The organism is Ferrovum sp., assembly GCF_027317285.1.
Lineage (GTDB): Bacteria > Pseudomonadota > Gammaproteobacteria > Burkholderiales > Ferrovaceae > Ferrovum.
On the sequence record NZ_DAHVHV010000005.1, the window covers coordinates 42,989 to 68,875 of the forward strand.

At 58.0% G+C, this 25,887-nt stretch carries 26 protein-coding genes and 1 tRNA gene; 24 read left to right on the plus strand and 3 right to left on the minus strand.

Annotated elements, in window-relative coordinates:
- Positions 1–84: 84 nt before the first annotated feature.
- The 22 genes from pstC (at position 85) to htpG (ending at position 21,083) form a co-directional block, all read left to right on the plus strand.
- Positions 85–1,077: a phosphate ABC transporter permease subunit PstC gene (pstC, locus tag M6F29_RS02595; RefSeq protein ID WP_297457004.1), complete on the plus strand. Its 993-nt coding sequence runs from the start codon at positions 85–87 to the stop codon at positions 1,075–1,077.
- A gap of 2 nt (positions 1,078–1,079) precedes the next feature.
- On the plus strand, positions 1,080–1,940 hold the full coding sequence (pstA, locus tag M6F29_RS02600) for a phosphate ABC transporter permease PstA (RefSeq protein ID WP_297457007.1): 861 nt from the start codon (positions 1,080–1,082) through the stop codon (positions 1,938–1,940).
- Positions 1,941–1,951: 11 nt separating this feature from the next.
- A complete protein-coding gene (pstB, locus tag M6F29_RS02605) occupies positions 1,952–2,746 on the plus strand; it encodes a phosphate ABC transporter ATP-binding protein PstB (protein ID WP_297457010.1) in 795 nt (264 codons plus the stop codon).
- 96 nt (positions 2,747–2,842) lie between these two features.
- A complete protein-coding gene (gene tpiA, locus M6F29_RS02610) occupies positions 2,843–3,613 on the plus strand; it encodes a triose-phosphate isomerase (protein WP_297457013.1) in 771 nt (256 codons plus the stop codon).
- Complete coding sequence (secG, locus tag M6F29_RS02615) at positions 3,613–3,948, plus strand: preprotein translocase subunit SecG (RefSeq protein WP_298157243.1); 336 nt, start codon at positions 3,613–3,615, stop codon at positions 3,946–3,948. The genes tpiA and secG overlap by 1 nt, the downstream gene beginning before the upstream one ends.
- A gap of 42 nt (positions 3,949–3,990) precedes the next feature.
- Positions 3,991–4,075 (plus strand) — tRNA-Leu (locus M6F29_RS02620).
- Positions 4,076–4,270: 195 nt separating this feature from the next.
- Positions 4,271–4,627 (plus strand): NADH-quinone oxidoreductase subunit A, encoded by a 357-nt coding sequence (locus M6F29_RS02625; protein WP_031595506.1) that lies wholly within the window; start codon positions 4,271–4,273, stop codon positions 4,625–4,627.
- A gap of 38 nt (positions 4,628–4,665) precedes the next feature.
- Positions 4,666–5,148: a NuoB/complex I 20 kDa subunit family protein gene (locus M6F29_RS02630; protein ID WP_297457018.1), complete on the plus strand. Its 483-nt coding sequence runs from the start codon at positions 4,666–4,668 to the stop codon at positions 5,146–5,148.
- A gap of 5 nt (positions 5,149–5,153) precedes the next feature.
- Positions 5,154–5,741, plus strand: coding sequence for an NADH-quinone oxidoreductase subunit C (locus tag M6F29_RS02635; protein ID WP_366525922.1), 588 nt, complete (start codon positions 5,154–5,156; stop codon positions 5,739–5,741).
- Positions 5,741–7,006 (plus strand): NADH-quinone oxidoreductase subunit D, encoded by a 1,266-nt coding sequence (locus M6F29_RS02640; protein WP_297457024.1) that lies wholly within the window; start codon positions 5,741–5,743, stop codon positions 7,004–7,006. The genes M6F29_RS02635 and M6F29_RS02640 overlap by 1 nt, the downstream gene beginning before the upstream one ends.
- Before the next feature lie 2 nt (positions 7,007–7,008).
- Positions 7,009–7,485: an NADH-quinone oxidoreductase subunit NuoE gene (gene nuoE, locus M6F29_RS02645; RefSeq protein WP_297484669.1), complete on the plus strand. Its 477-nt coding sequence runs from the start codon at positions 7,009–7,011 to the stop codon at positions 7,483–7,485.
- The gene (gene nuoF, locus M6F29_RS02650) at positions 7,482–8,777 is read left to right on the plus strand and encodes an NADH-quinone oxidoreductase subunit NuoF (protein WP_298157247.1); all 1,296 of its coding nucleotides are present in this window, start codon (positions 7,482–7,484) and stop codon (positions 8,775–8,777) included. Before nuoE ends, nuoF begins: the two co-directional genes overlap by 4 nt.
- A gap of 2 nt (positions 8,778–8,779) precedes the next feature.
- On the plus strand, positions 8,780–11,161 hold the full coding sequence (gene nuoG, locus M6F29_RS02655) for an NADH-quinone oxidoreductase subunit NuoG (protein ID WP_298157250.1): 2,382 nt from the start codon (positions 8,780–8,782) through the stop codon (positions 11,159–11,161).
- Positions 11,161–12,201 (plus strand): NADH-quinone oxidoreductase subunit NuoH, encoded by a 1,041-nt coding sequence (gene nuoH, locus M6F29_RS02660; protein ID WP_521401700.1) that lies wholly within the window; start codon positions 11,161–11,163, stop codon positions 12,199–12,201. Before nuoG ends, nuoH begins: the two co-directional genes overlap by 1 nt.
- A 10-nt stretch (positions 12,202–12,211) precedes the next feature.
- Complete coding sequence (nuoI, locus tag M6F29_RS02665; protein WP_031595494.1) at positions 12,212–12,700, plus strand: NADH-quinone oxidoreductase subunit NuoI; 489 nt, start codon at positions 12,212–12,214, stop codon at positions 12,698–12,700.
- A gap of 39 nt (positions 12,701–12,739) precedes the next feature.
- Positions 12,740–13,309 (plus strand): NADH-quinone oxidoreductase subunit J, encoded by a 570-nt coding sequence (locus M6F29_RS02670; protein WP_366525923.1) that lies wholly within the window; start codon positions 12,740–12,742, stop codon positions 13,307–13,309.
- A complete protein-coding gene (nuoK, locus tag M6F29_RS02675) occupies positions 13,309–13,614 on the plus strand; it encodes an NADH-quinone oxidoreductase subunit NuoK (protein WP_031595492.1) in 306 nt (101 codons plus the stop codon). The genes M6F29_RS02670 and nuoK overlap by 1 nt, the downstream gene beginning before the upstream one ends.
- Complete coding sequence (gene nuoL, locus M6F29_RS02680) at positions 13,611–15,578, plus strand: NADH-quinone oxidoreductase subunit L (protein WP_524537685.1); 1,968 nt, start codon at positions 13,611–13,613, stop codon at positions 15,576–15,578. Before nuoK ends, nuoL begins: the two co-directional genes overlap by 4 nt.
- 15 nt (positions 15,579–15,593) lie before the next feature.
- On the plus strand, positions 15,594–17,075 hold the full coding sequence (locus tag M6F29_RS02685; RefSeq protein WP_297478072.1) for an NADH-quinone oxidoreductase subunit M: 1,482 nt from the start codon (positions 15,594–15,596) through the stop codon (positions 17,073–17,075).
- A gap of 10 nt (positions 17,076–17,085) precedes the next feature.
- Positions 17,086–18,537 carry an NADH-quinone oxidoreductase subunit NuoN gene (gene nuoN, locus M6F29_RS02690; RefSeq protein ID WP_298157256.1) on the plus strand — a complete coding sequence of 484 codons (1,452 nt, stop codon included), beginning with the start codon at positions 17,086–17,088 and terminating at the stop codon, positions 18,535–18,537.
- 8 nt (positions 18,538–18,545) lie between these two features.
- Positions 18,546–19,118, plus strand: a complete 573-nt coding sequence (locus M6F29_RS02695) for an NUDIX domain-containing protein (protein ID WP_297486420.1) — start codon at positions 18,546–18,548, stop codon at positions 19,116–19,118.
- A 72-nt stretch (positions 19,119–19,190) separates the two neighbouring features.
- Entirely contained in the window at positions 19,191–21,083 is a 1,893-nt protein-coding gene (gene htpG, locus M6F29_RS02700; protein WP_298157258.1) for a molecular chaperone HtpG, read from the plus strand.
- A gap of 23 nt (positions 21,084–21,106) precedes the next feature.
- On the opposite strand, the gene M6F29_RS02705 is transcribed toward htpG, so the two are convergent.
- From M6F29_RS02705 to M6F29_RS02715, 3 genes are read right to left on the minus strand one after another with little or no spacing between them, the layout of a single operon-like run.
- A complete protein-coding gene (locus tag M6F29_RS02705) occupies positions 21,107–22,069 on the minus strand; it encodes a sterol desaturase family protein (RefSeq protein ID WP_297485254.1) in 963 nt (320 codons plus the stop codon).
- 16 nt (positions 22,070–22,085) lie between these two features.
- Complete coding sequence (locus tag M6F29_RS02710; protein WP_298157261.1) at positions 22,086–22,850, minus strand: polysaccharide deacetylase family protein; 765 nt, start codon at positions 22,848–22,850, stop codon at positions 22,086–22,088.
- A gap of 13 nt (positions 22,851–22,863) precedes the next feature.
- Positions 22,864–23,826, minus strand: a complete 963-nt coding sequence (locus tag M6F29_RS02715) for a YVTN family beta-propeller repeat protein (RefSeq protein WP_297485258.1) — start codon at positions 23,824–23,826, stop codon at positions 22,864–22,866.
- 152 nt (positions 23,827–23,978) lie between these two features.
- Here M6F29_RS02715 and M6F29_RS02720 point away from each other — a divergent pair, with 152 nt between their 5' ends.
- Entirely contained in the window at positions 23,979–24,518 is a 540-nt protein-coding gene (locus tag M6F29_RS02720; protein ID WP_297478065.1) for an NUDIX hydrolase, read from the plus strand.
- Between the two features lie 30 nt (positions 24,519–24,548).
- Positions 24,549–25,850, plus strand: coding sequence for a 23S rRNA (uracil(1939)-C(5))-methyltransferase RlmD (rlmD, locus tag M6F29_RS02725; RefSeq protein ID WP_298157266.1), 1,302 nt, complete (start codon positions 24,549–24,551; stop codon positions 25,848–25,850).
- Positions 25,851–25,887: the final 37 nt, after the last annotated feature.

Genomic DNA, 25,887 nt, shown 5'->3' on the forward strand with positions numbered 1-25,887 from the left:
CCGATTGAGCGATAATAGGAAAACCTCGGTACTGGGGGTATAATCGCTCCGTTCCTGACTTGACATTTCGTCCATGGCCGTCTTATGAACCCTATACCGACCCAACCTGTTGAGCGCGCGCCCAGGCACGCAGGACAGGCGCGTGGTTCCGGATATCTTGCCGACCGCCTGTTCGAGTGGTTGACCCGCTTCTTCGCTTCGTTGGTGCTGTTCACGTTGCTGGCGATTCTGGCTTCCCTGGTGGTGACCAGCGCGCCTTCGCTGAAAGCCTTTGGTTTTTCCTTTCTGTGGTCTGATGACTGGGACCCTGTGCAGGACAAGTATGGTGCCCTGATCCCCGTTTACGGAACCCTGGTCAGTTCCTTCGTGGCTCTGCTGATTGCGGTTCCCATCAGTTTCGGGATTGCCGTCTTTCTCACGGAAATGTCTCCTCCCTGGCTCAAACGCCCGCTCGGGACGGCCATTGAATTACTGGCTGCCATTCCCAGCATCATCTACGGGATGTGGGGGCTGTTTTCCTTTGCCCCGCTCTTTTCCCGGACCCTGCAACCCTTCCTGATCGAAACTCTGGGCAAGATCCCCTTCGCGGGACAACTTTTTCAGGGTCCGCCCCTAGGCATCGGTCTGCTCACGGCCAGCATCATTCTGGCCATCATGGTGATCCCCTTCATTTCCTCGGTCATGCGCGATGTTTTCGAACTGGTTCCCGCCGTGCTCAAGGAATCGGCCTATGGGCTGGGCGCCACCACCTGGGAAGTGGTCTGGCGGGTGGTCCTGCCCTATACCCGGGCCGGCGTGGTGGGGGGGGTCATGCTGGGGCTGGGGCGTGCCCTGGGGGAGACCATGGCGGTCACCTTCGTGATCGGCAATACCCAGCATCTCAGTCCCTCGCTGCTGGCCCCGGGAAACAGCATCGCCTCGTCCCTGGCCAACGAATTTTCCGAAGCGGTGGGCGACCTGTATACCTCTGCGCTGATTGAACTGGGGCTGCTGCTGTTCATCATCACGACCATCGTGCTGGCCATGGCCAAATTGATGTTGTTGCGCATGGGGCAGCGCGAAGGAACGCGGAGCTGACCATGCGCTATACCACGCCCGAAATTCGCCGTATCTACCGCCGTCGTCAGTTGGCCAATCGTTTTCATCTGCTCATGTCGCTGTGCGGCATGGGTTTTGGTTTGTTCTGGTTGACCTGGATTCTCTGGACCCTGATATCCAACGGTTTTGAGGCGTTGAGCTGGTCGCTGCTGACCCATCCGACGCCTGCCCCCGGGGGAGAGGGGGGACTGGCCAATGCCATTCTGGGGAGCATCATGATGTCCGGCCTGGCGACCCTGATCGGAACGCCGGTAGGCGTGCTGGCCGGGACTTATCTGGCCGAATACGGCCGACGCGGCTGGCTGGCCCCCGTCACCCGCTTCATCAATGACATTCTTCTCAGTGCTCCCTCCATCGTTCTGGGGCTGTTCATCTATACCGTGTATGTGGCCCGTTTTCACCATTTTTCAGGGATTGCCGGCGCCTTGTCCCTGTCCTTGATCGTCATTCCCGTGGTTGTCCGAACCACCGACGACATGTTGCGCCTGGTGCCGGACAGTCTGCGCGAAGCCGCCATTGCGCTGGGGGCTCCCCGCTGGAAAATGGTGGTGATGGTGGCTTACCGGGCAGCCAAAAGCGGCATCGCCACCGGCGTGCTGCTGGCAGTGGCACGCATCAGTGGGGAAACGGCCCCCCTTCTGTTTACTGCGCTCAACAATCAGTTCACGACCTGGAACATCAATGAGCCGATGGCCAACCTGCCGGTGGTCATCTTCCAGTTTGCCATGAGTCCCTACGATGACTGGCACCGCCTGGCTTGGGGCGGGGCCATCCTGGTGACCTTCAGCGTGTTGGCGATCAACGTGCTGGCGCGTTTGCTGTTCCGTCAAAAAAGTTCTTGAGCAGGGGTTTCATGAGCCATTCCGAGGTTTTCAATCTTTCTTCCATCGCACCCGAAGTGCGCATCGCCATCCGCAATCTCAACTTCTACTATGGTCGTTTCCATGCTTTGAAGAATGTCACCATGGACATCCAGACCAACAAGGTGACGGCCTTCATCGGCCCTTCGGGATGTGGCAAGTCCACTCTCCTGCGGACCTTCAATCGTCTGCACGAACTTTATCCGTCCAATCGGACCACGGGTCAAATTCTGCTGGATGGCAAGAATGTCCTGGACCGTCGGGAAGACCCCACGCTGTTGCGGGCGCGTGTCGGGATGGTTTTCCAGAAACCCACCCCGTTTCCCATGTCGATTTATGAAAACATCGCTTTTGGCGTGAGATTGTATGAAAAGCTGACGTCCGTGGAAATGGACGAGCGGGTGGAATGGGCCCTGAGCAAAGCGGCATTGTGGCCTGAGGTGAAAGACAAACTGCGCCAGAGCGGTAACGGGCTTTCCGGGGGGCAGCAACAGCGTCTGTGTATTGCCCGTTGCATTGCCATCAAGCCGGAGGTGATCCTGCTGGATGAGCCCTGCTCGGCTCTCGACCCCATTTCCACGGCACATATCGAGGAACTGGTGCATGACCTGAAGAGCGATTACACCGTGGTCATGGTTACCCACAACATGCAGCAGGCCGCCCGGGTTTCCGATTACACGGCCTATATGTATCTGGGGGAATTGATCGAGTTCGACGAGACGGATCAAATCTTTACCAAGCCCAATCAGAAGGCGACGGAAGACTATATCACCGGGAAATTCGGTTGATCTCCGGGGGCGCTGTTTCCTGCCCATTGCAAGAAACGCCATTTCAAGGCATCATCCTGCCCAGACATTTATTTCATGCAAGGTTTGAAACAGTTCATGCGTAAAAAACTCATTGCAGGCAACTGGAAAATGCACGGTTCTCGTGCGGCCAATGAGGCATTGGTACAGGCGCTACGGGCGGAACCTCGGTTGGAATCCGTTGAATTGGCGGTCCTGGTCCCCGCGCCCTATCTGGCCCAGATGCAGCAGTTGCTGGGCGGCTCGGCCTGCGCCTGGGGAGGACAGGACGTCAGCGACCAGGAGCGCGGCGCGTTTACCGGTGAGGTGGCGGCTTCCATGTTGCGCGAATTCGGATGCCGGTATACGGTGGTCGGTCATTCCGAACGGCGTCTGCGCCACGGCGAAACCGACCTTCAGGTGGCAGCCAAGGCGCAACAGGCACTGGCCCAGGACCTGATTCCCATCCTTTGTCTGGGAGAATCGCTCGAGCAGCGGGAATCGGGAAAAACGGCGCAAGTGGTGCGTGGTCAGTTGGGCGTGCTTCTGGATACATTGGGCGAGGCCGGGATGGCCCGTTCGGTCCTGGCCTACGAGCCCATCTGGGCCATCGGGACGGGGCGAAGCGCAACCCCGGCGCAGGTTCAGGAGGTCCATGCCGGGCTGCGTCGGCAATGTGCCGAAGTGTCGCCGGACTTGGCTGAAAACATTCAGATTCTTTATGGCGGTAGCGTGAAAGGTGCCAACGCGGTAGAATTGATGGCCTTGCCCGATGTGGATGGGGCACTGGTGGGGGGCGCTTCCCTGGTAGCGCAGGAATTTTTGGCGATCGCGCGTGCAGCCGCGAAAGCGAGTCAAGGGACTGAGTGATGGAAACGGTGGTTTGGATCGTACATGTGGGCGCCGCGCTTGGAATTATCGGATTGGTTCTCATGCAGCATGGCAAGGGTGCGGATATGGGCGCGGCCTTCGGGAGCGGTTCTGCGGGCGGGTTGTTCGGCGCTTCGGGCGCATCGAATTTTCTCAGTCGCAGTACGGCCGTACTGGCGGCCGTGTTTTTTTGTACCAGCATGCTGCTGACCTGGTATTCAGGACATGGCAACAAAGGGGTGAGCGTGATGAATGATGCCAGTGCGCTCAAGGCTCCTGTGGTTTCGACGCCAGCGAATGGGGTCCCCACAAAATCCAACGAGATTCCAAAATAGGGTACACTGGTACCCCCCTGGTCAAAGGGGAATGAGTTTCAAGCCGATGTGGTGAAATTGGTAGACACGCCGTCTTGAGGGGGCGGTGGCGAAAGCCGTAGCAGTTCGAGTCTGCTCATCGGCACCATGGAATGGTCGCAAACGGTTTGGCAGGGATTTCAGCCAAACAGAAGCAATGGTGTCATAATGACCCTTATGGAGGTCGGGTTTCCGGGATGCCCGGGACTCGGCGGGGCTTCCCCCCAGCAATTTGGGGGAAGTGCTCGATGATAATAATCGCACCCGCCCTATGAGGGGGTGCAGGAAACACTGCGAGTATGTGATGTCACAACATTATTTACCGGTATTGTTGTTCATTCTGGTGGGCGTGGGCGTGGGCGTGGTCCCCGCGGCTCTGGGTTGGTTCCTGGCGCCCCATCGTCCCGATCCGGAAAAGAATTCTCCCTACGAATGTGGCTTCGAGGCCTTCGAAGACGCGCGGATGCGTTTCGATGTACGCTATTACCTCGTGGCGATTCTCTTCATTTTGTTTGATCTGGAAATTGCCTTTCTCTTCCCTTGGGCTGTGGTGCTGAAAGACATTGGCGGGTTTGGTTTTCTGGCCATGCTGGTATTTCTGGGGATATTGGTGGTGGGGTTTGCCTACGAGTGGCTCAAGGGCGCGCTCGAATGGGAATGAAGCAACGATTGCCGGGTTGATCCATTAGGGAGGGGAACATGGCACTGGAAGGTGTGCTCAAGGAAGGTTTTGTCACCGCGAGTCTGGATACGGTCATCAATTGGACCCGTACGGGCTCCCTTTGGCCCATGACGTTCGGGTTGGCCTGTTGTGCGGTGGAAATGATGCACGCCGGTGCATCCCGTTATGATCTGGATCGCTTCGGGATCGTCTTTCGTCCCAGTCCCCGTCAGTCCGATCTCATGATCGTGGCCGGGACGCTCTGCAATAAAATGGCGCCTGCCCTGCGCAAGGTCTACGATCAGATGGCTGAACCCCGCTGGGTCGTTTCCATGGGGTCCTGCGCCAATGGCGGAGGGTATTACCATTATTCCTATTCGGTGGTGCGCGGTTGTGACCGCGTGGTGCCGGTGGATGTCTATGTTCCCGGTTGTCCTCCCACGGCAGAGGCCCTGCTGTTTGGTTTGATCCAGCTGCAACAAAAGATTCGCCGCACCCAGACCATCGCACGGGTGGCCTGATGAGTTTGCTGAATCGTCTTGAAACACTGGCGGGCGCACTGGACCAGGCCTTCGGCGAGGTTCTGGAAGAATCCTCGATTCAACTGGACGAACTGACCGTACGGGTGGGGACGGCGCATTGGCTCGCAACAGCCCTGCGTTTGCGGGATGAATTCGGTTTCGAGCAACTCATCGACCTGTGCGGCATGGATTATTCCACCTACCCCCATTGGTCCCGGCCCCGCTTCGGAATCGTGGTCCATCTGCTCTCGATTCAGCATAATCTGCGCCTGCGCCTCAAGGTCGCTGCGCCCGAGGGTCCGGTTCCCCTGGTGGAATCGGTGGTTACGGTATGGTCTGTGGCCAACTGGTTCGAACGGGAGGCCTTTGATCTGTTCGGGATCGTTTTTTCCGGGCACCCCGACCTGCGCCGTTTGCTGACAGACTACGGTTTCGTGGGCCATCCCTTCCGCAAGGACTTCCCTGTTTCCGGGTTCGTGGAAATGCGTTACGACCCGGAACAAAAGCGGGTCATCTATCAACCGGTCAGTATTCCGCCGCGTGAAGTGATTCCGCGTACGACGCGTCCGGAACATTATGGGGATACGGCATAATGGCTGAAATACGTAACTACACCATGAACTTTGGCCCCCAGCACCCCTCGGCACACGGGGTGTTGCGGCTGGTTCTGGAACTGGACGGCGAGGTGATCGAACGGGCCGATCCCCATATCGGTCTTCTGCATCGCGGGACGGAGAAGTTGGCGGAAACCCGTACCTTCCTGCAAAACGTGCCCTACATGGATCGTCTCGACTATGTATCCATGATGTGCAACGAGCATGCCTATGTTCTGGCCATCGAGAAATTGTTGCAGGTGGATGTGCCGATCCGCGCTCAATACATCCGTGTCATGTTCGACGAGATCACGCGCATCCTCAACCACCTGTTGTGGATCGGCGCGCATGCACTGGATATCGGGGCCATGACGGTGTTCCTTTATGCGTTCCGCGAACGGGAAGATCTGGTGGACTGCTATGAAGCCGTTTCCGGTGCCCGTCTGCATGCGGCCTATTATCGGCCCGGTGGCGTATATCGGGATTTGCCCGAGCGCATGCCCTTGCACCTGGCCAACAAGGAAGTCCGGGGCGGACGTTCGGATGCCAAGGCCCAACGCCTGAACCGTAATCGTCAGGGTTCACTGCTCGATTTCATCGAAGATTTCATCGATCGTTTCCCGGGCTATCTGGATGATTACCATAATCTGTTGACCGACAACCGGATCTGGAAGCAGCGGACGGTGGGGATCGGGGTCGTGACGCCGGAGCGCGCCTTGTCCCTGGGCTTCACGGGGCCCATGCTGCGCGGGTCGGGGGTGGCCTGGGACCTGCGCAAGAAACAACCGTATGAATCCTATGCCGAGATGGATTTTGACATTCCGGTGGGGGTAAATGGCGATTGTTACGATCGTTACCTGGTGCGGATGGAAGAGATGAAGCAATCCAACCGTATCGTCCGCCAGTGCATCGACTGGTTGCGGCGCAACCCGGGGCCCGTCATCACGGATAACCACAAGGTGGCCCCGCCCTCGCGGGAATCCATGAAGGAAAACATGGAAGAGTTGATTCACCATTTCAAACTCTTCACCGAAGGCATGCATGTCCCGCCGGGAGAGGCCTTGGCCAGCGTGGAGGCCCCCAAGGGTGAATTTGCCATTTATCTGGTCTCCGATGGAGCCAACAAACCTTACCGTCTCAAGATTCGGGCCCCTGGTTTTGCCCATATGGCCGGTCTGGATGAAATGTCACGCGGGCATATGATTGCAGACGTGGTGGCTATCATCGGGACCCAGGATATCGTTTTTGGAGAAGTGGACCGCTGATCATGCTGAGTACGGAATCCAAACAACAGATCGACCGCGAAGTCGCCAAGTACCCCGCGGATCAGAAACAGTCGGCGGTGATGTCGGCCCTGCGCATCGCCCAGGTCCAGCATGGCTGGTTGTCGAAAGAAGTCATGAACAGTGTGGCCGAGTATCTGGGCATGCCCCCCATTGCGGTGTATGAAGTGGCCACCTTCTATGAAATGTACAACCTCAAACCCATGGGGCGGCACAAGTTGACGGTGTGCACCAATCTGCCCTGCGCATTATCGGGGGCCATGGAGTTTTGTGACCGGCTCAAGGAAAAACTGGGCATCGGTTTCGGAGAAGTGACGGCAGACGGCGAAATCGGTCTCAAGGAAGGGCAGTGTTTCGGGGCCTGTGGGGACGCGCCGGTACTTCTGGTGGACAACCACGGCATGCACTCTTTCATGGATGAAGAAAAACTGGATACCCTGCTCAAGGAGTTGAAGTCATGACCGGCGTCATTCTCGAAGGGCTCGATCGCGATCGGACCTGGTCGCTGGAACATTACCTCCAGCGGGGTGGTTATGAGGCCTTGCGCAAGATCCTGACGACGCCCATGACGCCTGAGCAGGTTATCGACGAAGTCAAGAAATCCGTGTTGCGCGGCCGGGGGGGGGCAGGCTTCCCGACCGGGCTGAAATGGACCTTCATGCCCAAGAACTATGTGGGGGACAAGTATGTGGTGTGCAATTCGGACGAAGGGGAACCGGGAACCTTCAAGGATCGCGACATCCTGCGCTATAACCCCCATGCCCTGATCGAGGGGATGATCATTGCGGGGTATGCCATGGGCGCGACCCGCGGTTACAACTACATTCACGGCGAAATCTGGGAAGTCTACCAGCGCTGCGAAGAAGCCATCGATCAGGCCCGCGCGGCGGGTTTTCTGGGACGGAACATCCTGGGTTCGGAATTTTCCTTCGACTTGTTCAACCATCACGGCTATGGGGCCTACATCTGCGGCGAGGAAACCGCCCTGCTGGAATCCCTGGAAGGCAAGAAGGGCCAACCCCGTTACAAGCCCCCCTTTCCTGCCACTTACGGGTTGTACGGCAAACCGACCACCATCAACAACACGGAAACCTTTGCCTGTGTTCCCTGGATCATCCGCAATGGGGGCGAAGCCTTTTTGAAGTTGGGCAAACCAAACAATGGCGGGACCAAGATTTTTTCCGTTTCGGGGCATGTGACCCGACCGGGCAATTATGAGGTTCCCCTGGGGACTTCCTTCGCCATGCTTCTTGAAATGGCGGGCGGAATGCGGGGAGGACGGAAGATCAAGGCGGTTATTCCGGGCGGCTCCTCCATGCCGGTCTTGCCCGGAGACATCATGATGCAACTGGACATGGACTATGATTCCATTTCCAAGGCGGGCTCCATGCTGGGCTCCGGAGCGGTGATCGTGATGGACGAGACCACCTGCATGGTGCGGGCGCTGGAGCGTCTGTCCCTGTTCTATCATGAGGAATCCTGCGGACAATGCACGCCATGCCGGGAAGGGACGGGCTGGCTGTACCGTATCATCCATCGCATCGAACAGGGGCAGGGACGACAGGACGATCTGGACCTGCTGCATTCCCTGTCCAATAATATCCAGGGGCGTACCATCTGTGCCCTCGGTGATGCTGCGGCCATGCCGGTGCGCAGTTTCGTGACCCATTTTCGGGATGAATTCGAGTATCACGTCGTCCACCGGCGTTGCCTGGTGGGGGCGGTGAGCGGTTCCCAAGAGAAGGCAGCCTGATCATGGCATTATTGAACCTAGAAATCGACGGAAAACCTACCCAGATTGAAGCCGGACGCACCGTCATGGATGCGGCCAAGCAACTGGGGATCAAGATTCCCCATTTTTGCTATCACCGCAAACTGTCCATTGCCGCCAATTGCCGGATGTGTCTGGTTCAGGTGGAAAAGGCGCCGAAACCTCTGCCGGCCTGTGCCACTCCCGTGACCGAAGGGATGAAGGTGTATACCCATTCGCCCCTGGCCGTCGAGGCGCAGAAGGCGGTCATGGAATTTTTGCTCATCAATCATCCCCTCGACTGTCCCATCTGCGACCAGGGCGGCGAATGCAAGTTGCAGGATCTCAGTGTCGGCTATGGCGGCGGGGCTTCACGGTACCAGGAAGCCAAACGGGTGGTCTCCAACAAGGATCTGGGGCCGCTCATTTCCACCGACATGACGCGTTGCATCCTGTGCACGCGCTGTGTGCGTTACGGCCAGGAGATTGCCGGGATCATGGAACTGGGGGTCGGCGGGCGGGGAGAGCACTCGGAAATCCTGGCGTTCATGGACCTGACCGTGGATTCGGAAGTTTCGGGTAACGCCATCGATCTCTGCCCCGTGGGGGCACTGACCAGCAAGCCCTTTCGTTTTTCGGCACGGTCCTGGGAATTGACCCGTTTCCCTTCTGTGAGCCCTCACGATGGGCTGGGGACCCAGGTCGAGGTGCAGGTCAAGATGCGTAACGACGTGGTGCGCGTGCTTCCCCGTAAAAACGACGAAATCAACGAATGCTGGTTGTCCGACCGCGACCGGTTTTCCTATCAGGCATTGCACAGCGCCGACCGGCTCCTTCACCCCCAGGTCAAGCGCGACGGACAATGGATCCAGGTCACCTGGGCCGAAGCCCTGCAGTGCGTGGTGGACGGTTTGGAGAAGGTGCGCCATGAAAGCGGGGGAGAAGGGATCGGGGCCCTGTTGAGCCCCCATCAAACCCTCGAAGAACTTTATTTGGCCCAGAAGTTGTTGCGCGAACTGGGTTGTCACAATATCGATCACCGCACCCGGCAGGTGGATTTTTCTCTTGATCCCCTGCAACAGGGAACCCCCTGGCTGGGCATGGCGATTGCGCACTGGTCGGATCTGCGCGCGATCCTGGTGATTGGGTCGGGGTTGCGTCAGGAACAACCCCTGCTGGCGGTACGGTTGCGGCGTTCGGCCCGGTCCGGAGCGCAGGTGCACCGGGTGGCGGCGCGCCATGAGGATTGGGCCATGCCCGTGGCGGGAACCCTGGTGGGAAAACCCAGCGAATGGTCGGCGCTGCTCGGCGAAATACTGAGTGCCGTGGCCCAACAGACCGGCGCCTCCCTGCCTGAAGACGTGTTGCCCCTGACCACCACGACCCCCTCGCCCGAGGCTGTGGCCTGTGCGTCCGATCTGCTGGCAGCGCAGGGCAAGGCGGCGGTGGTATTGGGGCAACTGGCTCAGCAACATCCCGATTATGCGACTCTCTACCGTTTGGCCCAGGTCTTGGGCGAAATGACGGGGTCCTCCTTCGGACAGTTGGCGCTGGCCGCCAATACGGTGGGTGCTGCGCTCGCCGGGGCTTTGCCGCAGCGCGGCACGCTTCATACCCATGCCCGGGCGGGGCTGGATGCCCAGGCGCAATGGCGCCAGCCGCGCCAGGCCTATGTGGTGATGGGGTTGGAACCGGCCCTGGATTGCGCAGACCCCTCCCTGGCCTTGAAAGCGCTGCGTCAGGCCGAGACGGTGGTGGCCCTGAGTGCCTTCAAGGGAGATGCGGAACAATGGGCAACGATCATGCTGCCCATCGCCCCTTTTACCGAAACTGCCGGAACGTTCGTCAGCATGGAGGGACGGGTTCAATCCTTCAGCGGCGTGGTGCCGCCCCGGGGTGAGGCGCGTCCGGCCTGGAAAATCTGGCGCGTGCTGGGCAATCTTCTGGATTGTCCGGGGTTTGACCAGGAAACCATCGAAGAGGTGCGTACGGAAATTTCTCCCGATCTGTCTCTGGGGTGCCGCGAAGCACTCAGCAATCAACTGACCCACGCGCCCGTTCTGAAGGTTCGCGCTTCGCTGGGCACCGTGGAGCGGGTGGGCGAGTTACCCGGTTACCACGCCGACCCGCTGGTGCGACGCGCCCCTGCGTTACAGGAAACCGCTCTGGCAGGGAACATTCGGGTCATACTGCATCCCGCTCAGGCAGCCAGTCTGGGACTGGCTGCCGGACAGTCGGTACGGGTGCGCCAGGGAGAAGGCAGTGTGGTTCTGCCCGTGACGCTGGATGAAACACTGGCGGAGGGTTGTGCGGTGGTGCCCATCGCCCATCCGCTCTGCGCTTCATTGGGCGAGGCCATGGGCATGGTCGTACTGGAGGGGGCATGATGGAAACGCTTCAAGCATTCTTCGGCCCGCTCTGGCCATTGGTCTGGACATTGCTCAAGATCCTGGCCATCGTGGTCCCCATGATGGGGGCGGTGGCGTACCTGACCCTGGCGGAGCGCAAGGTCATCGGCTACATGCAGATCCGCATCGGTCCCAATCGGGTTGGGCCATTGGGCTTGCTTCAGCCCATTGCGGACGGGATCAAGCTGCTGATGAAGGAAATCATCGTCCCCAGCGGCTCCAGCAAGTTTCTCTTCGTTCTGGCGCCCGTGCTGGCCATCATGCCTGCCCTGGCAGCCTGGGCCGTGGTGCCCTTTACCCCCGATCTGGTACTGGCCAACGTGGACGCCGGACTGTTGTACATCATGGCCATCACCTCCATGGGGGTCTATGGCGTGGTACTGGCCGGCTGGGCATCCAACTCCAAATACGCTTTCCTTGGGGCCCTGCGCTCTGCAGCCCAGATCGTGAGTTATGAAATCGCCATGGGATTTGCCTTGGTGACGGTACTGATGATGTCCCACAGTCTCAATCTGGTGGATATCGTCAAGGCCCAGCAGGGAAATCTGGGACTGCTGCAATGGAACTGGATCCCGCTTTTTCCCATGTTCGTCATTTACGTGATTGCCGGGACAGCCGAGACCAACCGGGCCCCCTTCGACGTGGCCGAGGGCGAATCAGAAATCGTGGCGGGTTTTCATGTGGAATACTCCGGTATGGCTTTTGCCATATTTTTCCTGGCCGAATACGCCAACATGATCCTCATCGCCGCCCTGACTTCCCTCATGTTCCTGGGCGGCTGGCTGTCACCGGTCTCCTTCCTGCCGGATGGAATCCTGTGGTTGTTTGCCAAGATGAGTTTCATTTTGTTCCTGTTCCTGTGGTTTCGGGCGACCTTCCCGCGCTATCGCTATGACCAGATCATGCGTCTGGGCTGGAAGGTATTCATTCCCGTGACCCTGATCTGGCTGGTGATCGTGGGTCTGCTCCAGCAGGAACCCCTGCGCGGTCTTCCCGTGCTCAATCTCTGGTTCCGTTGAGGAGTAACCTGTGGCCGACCTCAAATCCTTTGTCAAGAACTGGACCCTCTCCGAATTGCTCAAGGGCATGAGCATTACGGGACGTCATTTTTTTGCGCCCAAGATCACCGTGCAGTATCCCGAAGAGAAGACGCCCATGTCGCCCCGTTTCCGTGGCCTGCATGCCTTGCGTCGCTATCCCAACGGGGAAGAACGCTGCATCGCCTGCAAATTGTGCGAAGCCGTGTGTCCTGCCATGGCCATCACCATCGAATCGGAACAACGGGAGGATGGAAGCCGGCGGACGACGCGCTACGATATCGACCTGACCAAATGCATTTTCTGCGGTTTCTGCGAAGAATCCTGCCCTGTGGATTCCATTGTCGAAACGCGTATTTTTGAATACCACGGCGAGCAGCGCGGCGATCTGCTCATGACCAAGGAAAAACTCCTGGCCGTGGGAGATCGTTACGAAGCCCAGATTGCGGCCGACCGGGCAGAAGATGCCCCTTACCGATGAGGATGACGCACCGTGCTTGATTCTTCCTTCCTGTTGTTCATGGCCTTTGCGCTGGTCCTGGTGGGGGCCGGTGTGGGCGTGATTACCGCCCGAAACCCGGTTCATGCCGCATTGTTCCTGGTGCTGGCCTTTTTCACCGGCTCAGCGTTGTGGATGATGCTCGAGGCCGAATTCCTTGCCATCGTCCTGGTCCTGGTCTATGTGGGTGCGGTGATGGTCCTCTTCCTGTTTGTGGTCATGATGCTCAATATCGACAACGAGCGACTGCGCCAGGGATTCTGGAAGCATCTGCCCCTCGGTGGGGGAGTTGCGTTGTTGATGGTGCTGGAAATGTGGCTGGTGGTGAGCAGTCGCCAGTTCTCCTCCATGGTTCCGGACTCCCGGGGCTCGATCAGCAATACCAAGGAGTTGGGACGTCTTCTGTATACCGATTACGTTCTCTCCTTTGAACTGGCTGCCGTCATCCTGCTGGTGGCCATCGTTGCCGCCATCGCCTTGACCTTGCGTCGCCGCAAGGATTCCAAGCACATCGATCCCGCCATGCAGGTTCAGGTCAAAGCGGCCGACCGCCTGCGGGTCGTGTCCATGCCCGCCGAGAGGGAGTTGTAATGCTCAATCTGACAGACTATCTCATGCTCGGATCTCTGCTGTTTGCCATCAGCATCGTGGGGATTTTTCTCAACCGGAAGAACCTCATCATTCTGCTCATGTGCATCGAACTGATGCTGTTGGCCGTGAACATGAACTTCGTGGCTTTTTCCCATTATCTGCATGATACGGCGGGCCAGATTTTCGTTTTCTTCATTCTTACCGTAGCAGCAGCGGAATCGGCCATTGGTCTGGCCATTCTGGTGGTGCTGTTCCGCAACCTGCGCTCCATTCATGTGGACGACCTCAGCCACCTCAAGGAATGATCGACATGAGTGTGCCAAGTCTTTATCTTCTGGTCCCTCTGGCCCCCCTATTGGGGGCATTGCTGGCAGGGTTGTTTGGAAAAGCCCTGGGCAAGGCAGGCAGTCATACGGTCACGATCCTGGGTGTGGCAGTGTCCTTTGTGGCCTCCCTGGTGATTGCCCAGGATGTCTTTGCAGGACACTCCTTCAACGGGACCGTCTATCAATGGCTGACCATGGGAGACTCTTCGGTCTTCGAGGTGGGGTTCCTGATCGATCCGCTCACCGTCACGATGATGCTGGTGGTGACTTTCGTTTCGCTCATGGTCCATATCTACACCATTGGGTATATGCACGACGATGACGGGTATCAGCGGTTTTTCAGTTACATCTCGCTCTTTACCTTCTCCATGCTGATGCTGGTGATGGCCAATAATTTCGTCCAGTTGTTTTTTGGCTGGGAGGCGGTCGGCCTGGTGTCCTATCTGCTGATCGGCTTTTGGTATACCCGGCCCACAGCCATTTATGCCAACCTCAAGGCATTCCTGGTGAATCGGGTGGGTGATTTGGGCTTTCTGCTCGGGATTGCCCTGATCCAGGCCCATTTCGGTTCCCTCGATTACGCGACGGTGTTTCAGCAGGCTCCGGATTTTGCGCGCGATACCATCGAATTGTGCGGGGGCGCTCCCGTCTCGCTGATCACGGTCATTTGTCTGCTGCTGTTCGTGGGGGCCATGGGTAAATCGGCACAGATGCCCCTGCATGTCTGGCTCCCCGATTCCATGGAAGGCCCGACCCCCATTTCAGCCCTGATTCATGCGGCGACCATGGTGACTGCCGGGATTTTCATGGTGTCCCGCATGTCGCCCCTCTTCGAATTGTCCCCCACGGCCCGCTCCACCGTCCTCGTGATCGGCGCCTGCACCGCGCTGTTCATGGCGTTTCTGGGGCTGATCCAGAACGACATCAAACGGGTGGTGGCTTACTCCACTCTGTCGCAACTGGGGTACATGACCGTGGCATTGGGCGCCTCGGCCTATCCGGTGGCGATTTTTCATCTGGGGACCCATGCCTTTTTCAAGGCGCTCCTGTTTCTGGGCGCGGGATCCGTGATCCATGCCATGCATCATGAGCAGGACATGCGCAAAATGGGGGGACTCCGGCGGTACATGCCCATCACCTATGTGACGGCGCTGATCGGTTCCCTGGCTCTGGCAGGTATTCCGCCCTTTGCCGGATTCTTTTCCAAGGATGCCATCATCGAGGCCGTGCGTGCCAGCCATTTGCCAGGCTCGGGGTTTGCTTCCTTTGCCGTTCTGGCCGGGGTATTCGTGACGGCGTTTTACAGTTTTCGCATGCTTTTCATGACGTTTCATGGAAAACCGCGCATGGACCATCACACCCGGGAACATCTCCATGAATCGCCCTGGGTGATTACCCTGCCGCTCATCATGCTGGCCATTCCCTCGGTCATAGCCGGTTGGATCTTCATCGGCCCCATGGTCATGGGGGATTATTTCGGTTCCTCCATTACCCTGTTGCCCGGGACGGGTGCCCTGCCGGAAATGCGCGAAGCCTGGCGGGGAGTCGGGCCTTTCGTGGTCGAGGGAGTCCAGTCCCTGCCTTTCTGGCTGGCTATTTCCGGGGTTGCGTTGGCGGCCGCCTTCTACCTCAAGTGGACCCATATTCCTGCGACGATTGCCCGTGAATCGGGCGCCATTTATACCCTGCTGGACAATAAATATTACTTTGACCGTTTCAATGAAATTTTTATTGCTGGCGGTGCCCGTTGTGTCGGGCGTGGGTTGTGGAAACTGGGCGACACGAAGTTCATCGATGGCTGGATCGTCAATGGTTCTGCCCAACTGGTGGGAGCCCTGTCCACACGTCTTCGCCGGATCCAGACGGGCTACATCTACCACTACGCCTTTGCCATGATTTTTGGGGTGTTCTTCCTGATGAGCCTGTGGTTCATCAAAGCGTAATCTGAGCGGAATTCCATGACTGCACACCATCTTCTTTCCTTGAGTATCTGGGTTCCCATTCTGGCAGGGATTCTCGTCCTCGCTCTGGGGCGCGATTCCAATCCGGGACTAACCCGTGGCGTGGCACTGGTGGGGGCTCTACTGGGCTTCCTGGTCACTCTTCCCCTTTATACCGGATTCATCAACGCCTCGGCGGCCATGCAGTTCGAAGAAGCCTACCGCTGGATTCCTGCTTTCAACATCACTTATCACCTGGGAATCGACGGGATTTCCTTGTGGTTTGTCCTGCTCAACAGTTTCATGACCGTTCTGGTGGTGATTGCGGGCTGGATCGTCATCGAGAAACGGCAGGCCCAGTACATGGCGGCCTTCCTGATCATGTCCGGGCTGATCAACGGCGTGTTTGCCTCACTCGATGCCATCCTGTTCTATGTCTTCTTTGAAGCCATGCTGATCCCCATGTACCTGATCATCGGGGTCTGGGGGGGGCCGCGCCGGGTCTATGCCTCCATCAAGTTCTTTCTGTATACCCTGCTGGGTTCCCTGCTCATGCTGGCGGCCTTCATCTATCTTTACTTCGAGGCCGGAGAGTCTTTCGAAATCCTGAAATTCCAGGCAGTAGCCCTTCCTCTGGGGGTCCAGATCCTGCTTTTCATCGCCTTCTTCATGTCCTTCGCCGTCAAGGTGCCGATGTGGCCGGTTCACACGTGGTTGCCCGATGCGCACGTTGAGGCCCCCACGGGAGGTTCGGTCATTCTGGCTGCCATCACCCTGAAAATCGGGGCTTACGGGTTTCTGCGTTTCAACTTGCCGATTACCCCGGATGCCAGTCATGCCCTCGCCGGGACGATGATCACCCTGTCCTTGATCGCTGTGGTGTATATCGGTCTGGTGGCTCTGGTCCAGCAGGACATGAAGAAACTGGTGGCCTATTCGTCCATTTCGCACATGGGGTTTGTGACGCTGGGGATCTTCCTGTTCAACCCCATGGGCATGGAGGGCGGTCTGCTCCAGATGATCTCGCACGGATTTATCTCGGGGGCCATGTTCCTGTGCATCGGCGTACTGTATGACCGCATGCACACGCGACAAATTGCCGATTATGGTGGGGTGGCCAATACCATGCCCAGGTTTGCGGCCTTCATGATGTTGTTTTCCATGGCCAATGCGGGCTTGCCCGGGACCAGTGGTTTCATCGGTGAATTCATCGTCGTCCTGGGCGCGATACAGGTCAATTTCTGGTATGCCGCACTGGCCGCCACCACCCTGGTTCTGGGCGCCGCCTATACGTTATGGATGGTGAAGCGGGTTATCTTCGGGGAAGTGGCCAATGACCATGTGGCGGCCCTCAAGGATATTTCCAGCCGAGAATTCCTGTTTCTGATCATTCTGGCACTGCTGGTGCTGGGGATGGGGCTATACCCCAAGCTGTTCTCCGAACCCATGCACGCTTCGGTCCTGCAATTGATCGAGCAGGCCTCGACCCCCAAGTTCTGATGGAGCGACGATGACCTTCGCCACACCCAATCTGGTTCCAGCCTACCCGGAAATTTTTCTTCTGGGGGCACTTTCTGCCCTGCTGATCGCGGACCTGTTCATTTCCGAGTCCAAACGATTCCTGACTTATGCCTATGCCCAACTGGCCCTGGTGGGGACGGCCGGCTTCCTTCTGATCGGTTCCCTGGGACAGGTGGTGACGACCTTCAATGGGTCCTTTGTGGATGACCCCATGGCTCGTACCCTGAAGATGATCTCCGTGCTGACGGTATCCTTCGTTTTTGCCTATTCGCGGGACTACATTCAAAGCCGTGGTTTGTTCAAGGGGGAGTTTTTCGTCCTGATCCTCTTTGCGCTGCTCGGGGTCATGGTCATGATCTCCGCCAACCACTTCCTGGTGCTCTATCTCGGGTTGGAACTGCTTTCGCTTTCTCTCGCCGCCTTGATTGCGTTGCAGCGGGACTCGGCCGTTGCCACCGAAGCCGCCATGAAATACTTCGTCCTGGCGGCTTTGGCTTCCGGCATGTTGCTGTATGGCCTATCCATGATCTATGGCGCCACAGGATCCCTGCAAATGGCCGAAGTCGCCAATGCCATCGCTCAGGGTAATGCCGATCCGGGCATTCTGGTCCTTGGGCTGGTATTCATGGTGGCGGGTCTGTCCTTCAAGTTGGGGGTGGTGCCTTTCCACATGTGGGTACCCGATGTATACGAAGGGGCGCCCACCGCAGTGACCCTGTTTGTGAGCACGGCGCCCAAACTTGCCGGTTTTGCGTTCTTCATGCGTCTGTTGGCGGGCGCCATGGGGCCGATGGTTGCGGACTGGCAATCCATGCTCATCATTGTTTCGGTATTGTCCCTGCTGGTCGGAAACGTGACGGCGATCGCCCAAACCAACCTCAAGCGTATGCTGGCCTATTCCACCATTGCGCACATGGGGTTCCTGTTGCTGGGCATCCTGTCGGGGACCCTGGGAGGGTACGCGGCGGCCATGTTCTATGCGGTCACATACGTGCTCATGAGTCTGGCCGCCTTTGGCCTGATTCTGCTCATGAGTCGCGAGGGTTTCGAGGCGGATCAACTGAATGATCTGAAAGGACTGAACAAGCGCAGCCCCTGGTATGCCTTCCTGATGCTGCTGATCATGATCTCCATGGCAGGGATTCCGGTTTCTGCGGGTTTCTTTGCCAAGTTGGCTGTGCTCAGTGCCGTCCTGGATGCCGGGCTGACCTGGCTGGTGGTCGTGGCGGTACTCATGTCCCTGATCGGCGCGTTTTATTATCTGCGCATCATCAAGTTGATGTACATGGACGAACCCGAGAACGATACCCCGATCATGGGGGAAAGCGATCATCGTCTACTGCTCAGCATCAATGCGCTGACGTTGCTCGCGCTCGGAATCATTCCGCAGCCGCTCATCGATCTGTGTACGGCATCCATTGCTCAGTCGCTGCGCGGGTAACGTAATCCGTGTCCCTTGACTGGACTTTGCCTGATCACCAATGGCCGGACTTCACGGAACGGACTCTCGATTCGGTTCCGCGCTATCGGGGGGCGTTGCTGGATGTTCATGAAGACCGGGTCCAACTTCCCAATGGTCAGGAGGCCACCCGGGAATATATCCGGCATCACGGTGCTGCGGCCATCGTTCCTCTGATCGATGAAAAAACGGTACTGCTCGAGTATCAGTTTCGCTACCCTCAACGGCGTCATTACTTTGAAATCCCGGCAGGCAAACTGGATCCGGGCGAGGATCCGCTGAAAGCGGCGCAACGGGAATTGCAGGAAGAAACCGGATACCGGGCGGGACGCTGGAAAAAACTCATGTGTCTGGATCTGTGTATCGCTTATTCCACCGAACAGATCACCTATTTCCTGGCTCAGGACCTTGTTTTCGAAGAAATCCGGCGCGATGAGGAAGAATTTCTCGAAACCCTGGCAGTACCTCTGGAAGAGGCCTGGCGCTGGGTGGAGACAGGGCGTATCTGTGACGCCAAGACAGTGGCAGGTCTGCTGTGGCTCCGGACCTTTTCCCCTACTTGAAATTGGGTTGATTGCCCCCAACTCAGGGGCATCGCTGTATTTTTCGTTCAAACCCACGGATGTGATGACACCATGAGCCATAAGGAATCCCTGAATTTTCAGACCGAAGTCAAGCAGTTGCTGCAGTTGATGATTCATTCCCTGTACAGCAACAAGGAAATATTTTTACGCGAATTGATTTCCAACGCCTCCGACGCCTGTGACAAACTGCGTTTCGAGTCCATTCAGTACCCGACGCTGCTGGAAAGTGACCCCGATCTGGCGGTCCATCTGGAGATCAATAAGGAAGCACGCACATTGACCATCCGGGATAATGGGGTGGGGATGTCGCGGGAAGAAGTGATCGGGAACATCGGGACCATCGCTCGCTCCGGAACCAGGGAGTTTCTGGGTAAACTGTCTGGCGACCAGGCCAAGGATTCTGCATTGATCGGGCAGTTCGGGGTTGGCTTCTATTCTTCCTTCATCGTTGCGGACAAGGTGACCCTGACTACCCGCCGGGCCGGGGCGACTGCATCGGAGGGCGTACAGTGGGAGTCGTCGGGGGATGGTTCCTTCTCCATTGAAACGCTGGAAGTTCCAACGCGCGGAACGACGGTGACGCTGCACCTCAAGGAAGGGGAAGAGGGGTTTCTCGACGCCTGGAAGTTGCGCGGTATCGTGCGGCGCTACTCCGATCATATCCAGTTGCCGATTCGCATGAAAAAAGACCCCATTCCGGCTCAGGAAGGGGAAGAAAAGGTCGTCAACGAGCCGGAGGAAGAAACCCTCAATCAGGCCAATGCGCTGTGGGCACGCCCCAAGAACGAAATCACGGAAGAGCAGTATCAGGAGTTTTACAAGCACGTTTCCCACGACTTCGAGTCTCCTCTGGCCTGGAGTCATGCGCGGGTGGAAGGCAAACAGGAATACACGGAACTGCTCTACATTCCGGCCCGTGCGCCTTTTGATCTGTGGGAGCGAGAGCCTCGTCACGGGATCAAATTGTATGTGCGGCGCGTTTTCATCATGGAAGATGCCAAGAAACTGGTGCCCCAGTATCTGCGCTTTGTGCGGGGGGTGATCGACTCGGCCGATCTGCCGCTCAATGTGTCGCGTGAAATCCTGCAGGAATCCAAGGACATCGATACCATCCGGGCCGGTTGCACGCGCAAGGTGCTGGGCTTGCTCGAAGATCTCGCAGAGAACCAGAAAGAGAAATATCAGCAGTTCTGGAATGAGTTCGGACGCGCCTTCAAGGAAGGGGCGGGTGAGGAATATGCCAATCGTGAGAAATGGGCGGGACTGCTGCGCTTTTCCACCACCCACACGGACAAACCCGACCAGACCGAGTCGCTCAAGGACTATGTTGGGCGCATGAAGGAAGGGCAGGACACCATTTACTATGTGACCGCAGAAAGTTTTGCCGCAGCCAGGAACAGCCCGCACCTGGAGATTTTCCGGTCCCGTGGGATCGAGGTTCTCCTCCTGTCCGATCGCGTGGACGAGTGGGTCGTGTCCCACCTGGAAAGTTTCGAAGAGAAGAAACTTCACTCCGTGGCCAAGGGAGACCTGGATCTGACCAAATTGGGGATCGAAAAACCCAAGGTGGAAACCTCGGATTCGGAAACCCTGAAACCCTTGCTGGAGGCCATGCAGGGGGCGTTGGGGGAACAGGTCAAGAGCGTTCGCGTCAGCCATCGGTTGACCGAATCTCCCGCCTGTCTGGTGGTGGAAGAGGGGGACCTGTCGGGTAACATGGCGCGTTTCCTGAAATCCGTGGGCCAGTCCGTGCCCACTTCCAAGCCCATCCTCGAGATCAACCCCGATCACCGTTTGATTCTGCGTCTCAAACTGGAAACGGATCCACAGCGCATTTCCGACTGGAGCCAGTTACTTTTTGATCAGTCCTTGCTGGCCGAAGGCGGACAACTGGAAGATCCCGCTCAATTCGTCAAACGTCTCAACCAGTTGATTCTCAACTGAGTACCCGTTCCCTGGGGTAAGGGTCAGGCCTTCCCCAGGGTCAGGGCGGACCAGAGTCTCTGGCAGCCCAGTCGTTGCTGGGCCCAGAACCCCTTTCCATAGTCCCGTCCCTCCCGCTGATCGGCAATGCCGGTGGGCGGCGTCTCCCTTGAAAAATTGGCAGTTCCGAACAGGATGTCCCAGATCGGGAAGAGCACGGCAAAATTGCAGCTCAACTGGCCGCTTTCGCTGCCCGTGCCCATGCCGTGGTGATAACGATGGTAATGGGGGCTGACCAGACAACGCTCAAAGGGTCCAAAGCGCCAGTCAATGTTGGCATGGGCCAGACTTTGCAGGATGCGGGGGATCATCATGAGCAGGATGAACTGGCCGGGTTCCACGCCGATGGCCAGACTGAGCAGGGAGAAACAGGCGGCCGTGAGGACGTCATCCAGAAGATGGGTGCGGTCGTCAGACCAGTAACTCATGGTTTGCTGGCTGTGATGGACGCCATGCAGGGCCCACCACCATTCCAGCCGGTGCTGGAAGCGGTGCAGCCAGTAGGAAAAGAAGTCGAGGATGACGAGGTAGGCAAAAAAGGTGGTGAGCGGGCGATTTTCCAGAGCGGGGATGAGGTCTTCCAGAGTATAGGGGATGAATCCATGGAACCGCAACCAGGCATCCAGTTTGAAGGTGAGGGGCCACATCAGAACGAACATCACGAGGGGAATGAAACCCAGGCGGTGGAGAAGGGTATAGAGAATGTCCACGCGCACCCCACGCCGTCCAGACCAGCGTTCGGCAGGAAAAAGCGCTTCGAGTGGGCGAAAAAACAGGACCAGAAAGGCGATTTCTCCCATGCCCACCAGAGCGAATTCCGTGGCGTCGAAGGCCTCCTCCTGATAGGCCAGCAAGCCCAGAGGGGGAAGCAACGGATTGACGCAATGCTCGAAGAGCCAGGCCTGAGCCAGCGTAAATCCATTCATGAAGGTCTCAAACCAGGTCATGGGGATGGCCTCGCGCTCATTCGGCGGTTTTGGGCAGGGTGGCGAAACAGAAGCCACGCGCCTGCAAGCCAGTGATCAGGGGTTCGAAGACCCGTACGAAAGGGTCATGGCGAGAGCGAATGCCCAGATGCATCATCAAGATATCGCCATCCTTGAGGTGAGTCAGGGCCTGGTTCAGCAAACGCGGATTGGGATATTTTTCCGAGGGCAACTCATCCCCCAGAAAGCCGGCGGCAGACCAACCCACATGCTGAGGGAAACCACAGTCTCCGGCCCAGGACGAGGCATTGGGGGTGAGATGCCCGCCGGGCGCCCGCCAAAGGGGTTCCAGGGGTTGCCCGGTGAGTGTCTTGAAGCGCTCATCGACGCGTTGCAGATTTTGACAGAACCCTGCCTTGTCGAATTCGCGGGGCGCATGGTCACCGCCCCGGGTCAGGATGGCGCCTGAAGGCAGGTCTTTGACCAACGTGGCATGAAACCAGGTGTGGTTGCCAAAATGGTGGCCTTCCCGCACCCGTGCACGCCAAAAATCGCGCCAACTGTCGTCGAGGGCATGATCTCCGCGCCAGGTGGGTTCATTGGCCACGAAAAAGGTGGCCTTGACCTGGTGCCGCTGCAGGATCGCGGCAATGGTCTCTGCGGCCTGCATGGATCCGGTGTCCAGGGTCAGGTACAGGGTGCCGCGACAGGCAGCGGGGGAAGGAGTCTGTGCGGTGGACCCGGTGCTCCACAGGCCCAACAGGAGCAAGGCAAGACCGGACTGCAGGGCCAAACGGCTCATGGAAACATCATCCCTACAGACGCGCGGCGTGATGCTCAAAGAAGATGCCATGGGGCGATTTTCCCACGGGAATGGTGCGTACCACTTTATCCGTGGACAAGTCCACCACGCTGACCTGACGAATCCAGCGATTGGTGATCCACAGTTCCTTGCCATCTGCCGAGACTTCCATGTCATCGGGGCCGCCGGGGACAGGAAAGGTTTTGGTGATGGTGAGCGTTTTCGTATCGATGATGGAGACGGTATCTCCGGAACGGTTCCCGACAAAGATGTGGCGTCCGTCCCCTTCGGGCATGAAGTTGTGCGTGCCTTTGCCTGCGGGAATATGTTTGATGATCTGAGCGGTTTTATAATCCACCACCGCAACTTCATTCTGTCCCATGATGCCCACCAGAAGATGCTTTCCATCGGGGGTCAGAATGACGCCGGCAGGCGTTTTTCCAATGGGAATGACCCACTTGACCGTGAGGGACCGGAGGTCGATGGCCGCCAACTGGTCACTGCCCTGCAGGGTGACGAAGACCGTGGAACTGTCCGGGCTGAAGGCCATGTGACTGGGCATGGAGGCCAACTCAAAGCGCTTGACCAGATGAAAATCTCGGGCATCGTAAACATCCACCCGATCCAGGCGCAGTGAATTGGCGACAAACCAATGCTTGTCCGGGCTGAATCCGATCTGGTAGGGATCACTGATGCGGGTCAGACGGCGCAGGATATCGCCCGTCTTTGGGTCCAGAAAGACCAGATCGTTGCTCACGGCATCGGCCACGATGAGCGCGCTGTTGTCCGGCAAACTCATGAGGTGATGGGGCTCGCGACCCACGTAGAAGTGATCGATGGGCTGATAGGTCTGACGATCGATGCGGGTGATGGTGCCTTCTCCCGAATTGAGCACGATGACGACTTCCGCCTCTGCGCGGCAGGCCAATGCCGTCAGAGAAAAAAGTGTCAACACTGTCATTAATAAGGGGCGCATAGGTTAAAATCGGGGGTAATCATGGATCCACTCGTGGGCTGGGTATGCGGCAAAGGACCATTCTATGAAAGCCTCAAGCTTTCCGGTTTGATCCAGGTCAGGCTTGCACGCGATGTTCCCATTCTATCACTTTCAAAGAGGATGGCTTTGGCATGAATTACTGTTCCAGTTGTGGCATGCGGGTCCTGACCCAGATTCCGGAGGGAGATCACCTGCCTCGTCAGGTCTGTCCCAGTTGCCATACCATCCACTACAGTAACCCGAAAATTCTGGTGGGGGCCATCCCGGTCTGGGACAGAAAAATTCTGCTTTGCCGGCGGGCCATTGCCCCGCGTGAAGGCTACTGGACCATGCCTTCCGGTTTCATGGAGAACGGGGAAACCCTGCAGATGGGCGCGGCGCGCGAAACCTTCGAGGAATCCCTGGCCCGGGTGACCATCGAGGATCTGATGTCGGTGATCAATATCGCCGCCCATAATCAGGTTCATGTCCTTTTTCGGGCACGGATGGACAGCCCTGAACATGGCGTCACGCCGGAAAGCAGCGAGGTGCGTTTTTTTGAAGAAGCGGAGATCCCCTGGGCCGACCTGGCCTTTCGCACGGTGACTCAGGCGCTGACCCATTTTGTGGAGGATCGTCAGCGTGGTCAACGTACCTTGCATCTGGTGGATCTTGAAACGACACGCCCTTGAGGGGCTTTGGCAATAAAGGGACAAGCAGGGATGGAGGCAGTATTACAGATCGAAGGCCTGGACCACGAGGCCCACGGCATTGCGCGTCATGAAGGGAAGGTGGTCTTCGTGGACGGGGCGTTGCCGGGCGAAACCGTACGCGCCGAAATCAAGCGCCGCAAATCCCACTTCGACCAGGCGGAATTGCGCTCGGTCCTGGTGCCGGGGCCCAGTCGGACGGAACCCCGTTGCCCCCATTTCGGGCACTGTGGCGGGTGCAACATGCAGCATGCCGATACCGCCGCACAAATTGCTTACAAACAACGCATTCTCGAAGACAATCTGGCGCGGATCGGCAAGGTTCGTCCCGATACCCTGTGGGGCCCCTTACAGGGTCCGGATTGGGGATATCGCCAGCGGGCGCGTTTGTCGGTGCGCTGGGTAGCCAAGAAAGGGCGGGTGTTGGTGGGGTTTCATGAGAAACGTTCCAGTTTCGTGGCGGATATGGACTCCTGCGCCATTCTTCCCCCCGCTGTGTCCACCCTTCTGGTTCCTTTGCGCAACCTGATCATGGAACTGACCGTGCGCGAACGTTTGCCCCAGATCGAAGTGGCGCACAGCAAAGACTTGCTGGTTCTGGTGTTGCGCCTGCTGGAGTCGCCCACAGAAGAGGACGAAGTCAGGATGCGCACCTTTGCGGACCGGCATGGGGTGCAACTCTGGTGGCAGACCAAAGGGCCCGATACGGCGCGCCCTTTCTATCCTCTCGACCGACCTGGCCTGGCTTACCGGCTCGACGAATTTGATGTGGAAATTCCCTTTGGCCCCACTGAATTCACCCAGGTGAACGGTGATGTCAACCGTGTGCTGGTGGGTAAAGCAGTGCGCCTGCTGGATCCCCAACCCGAAGAACGGGTGGTGGATCTGTTCTGCGGTCTTGGAAATTTTTCCCTGGCGTTGGCCCGGCGAGGGGCTCAGGTCCTGGGGATCGAAGGAAACCCGAATCTGGTGCAGCGGGCCAGCCAGAATGCGGCGCATAACGGACTTGAGAAGAACACCCGATTTCAGGCCGCCAATTTGTTTGAGGTGGATGAATCCACAGTCGCGGGTTGGGGGGGCCAGGACAAATGGTTGATCGATCCTCCCCGGGATGGGGCCATCAATCTGGTCAAGGCGATTGGGGCCGGAGGGCCCCGGCGCATTGTCTACGTTTCCTGCAGCCCGGCTACCCTGGCGCGGGATGCCGGGGTTCTGGTGCACCAGCAGGGCTATCGACTGAAGGGGGCAGGGGTGTTCAACATGTTTCCCCATACCGCCCACGTGGAATCTCTTGCCCTGTTCGATCGGGAGTGACAAGAAAAAGGGCAGACCCGTTTCATCGGGCCTGCCC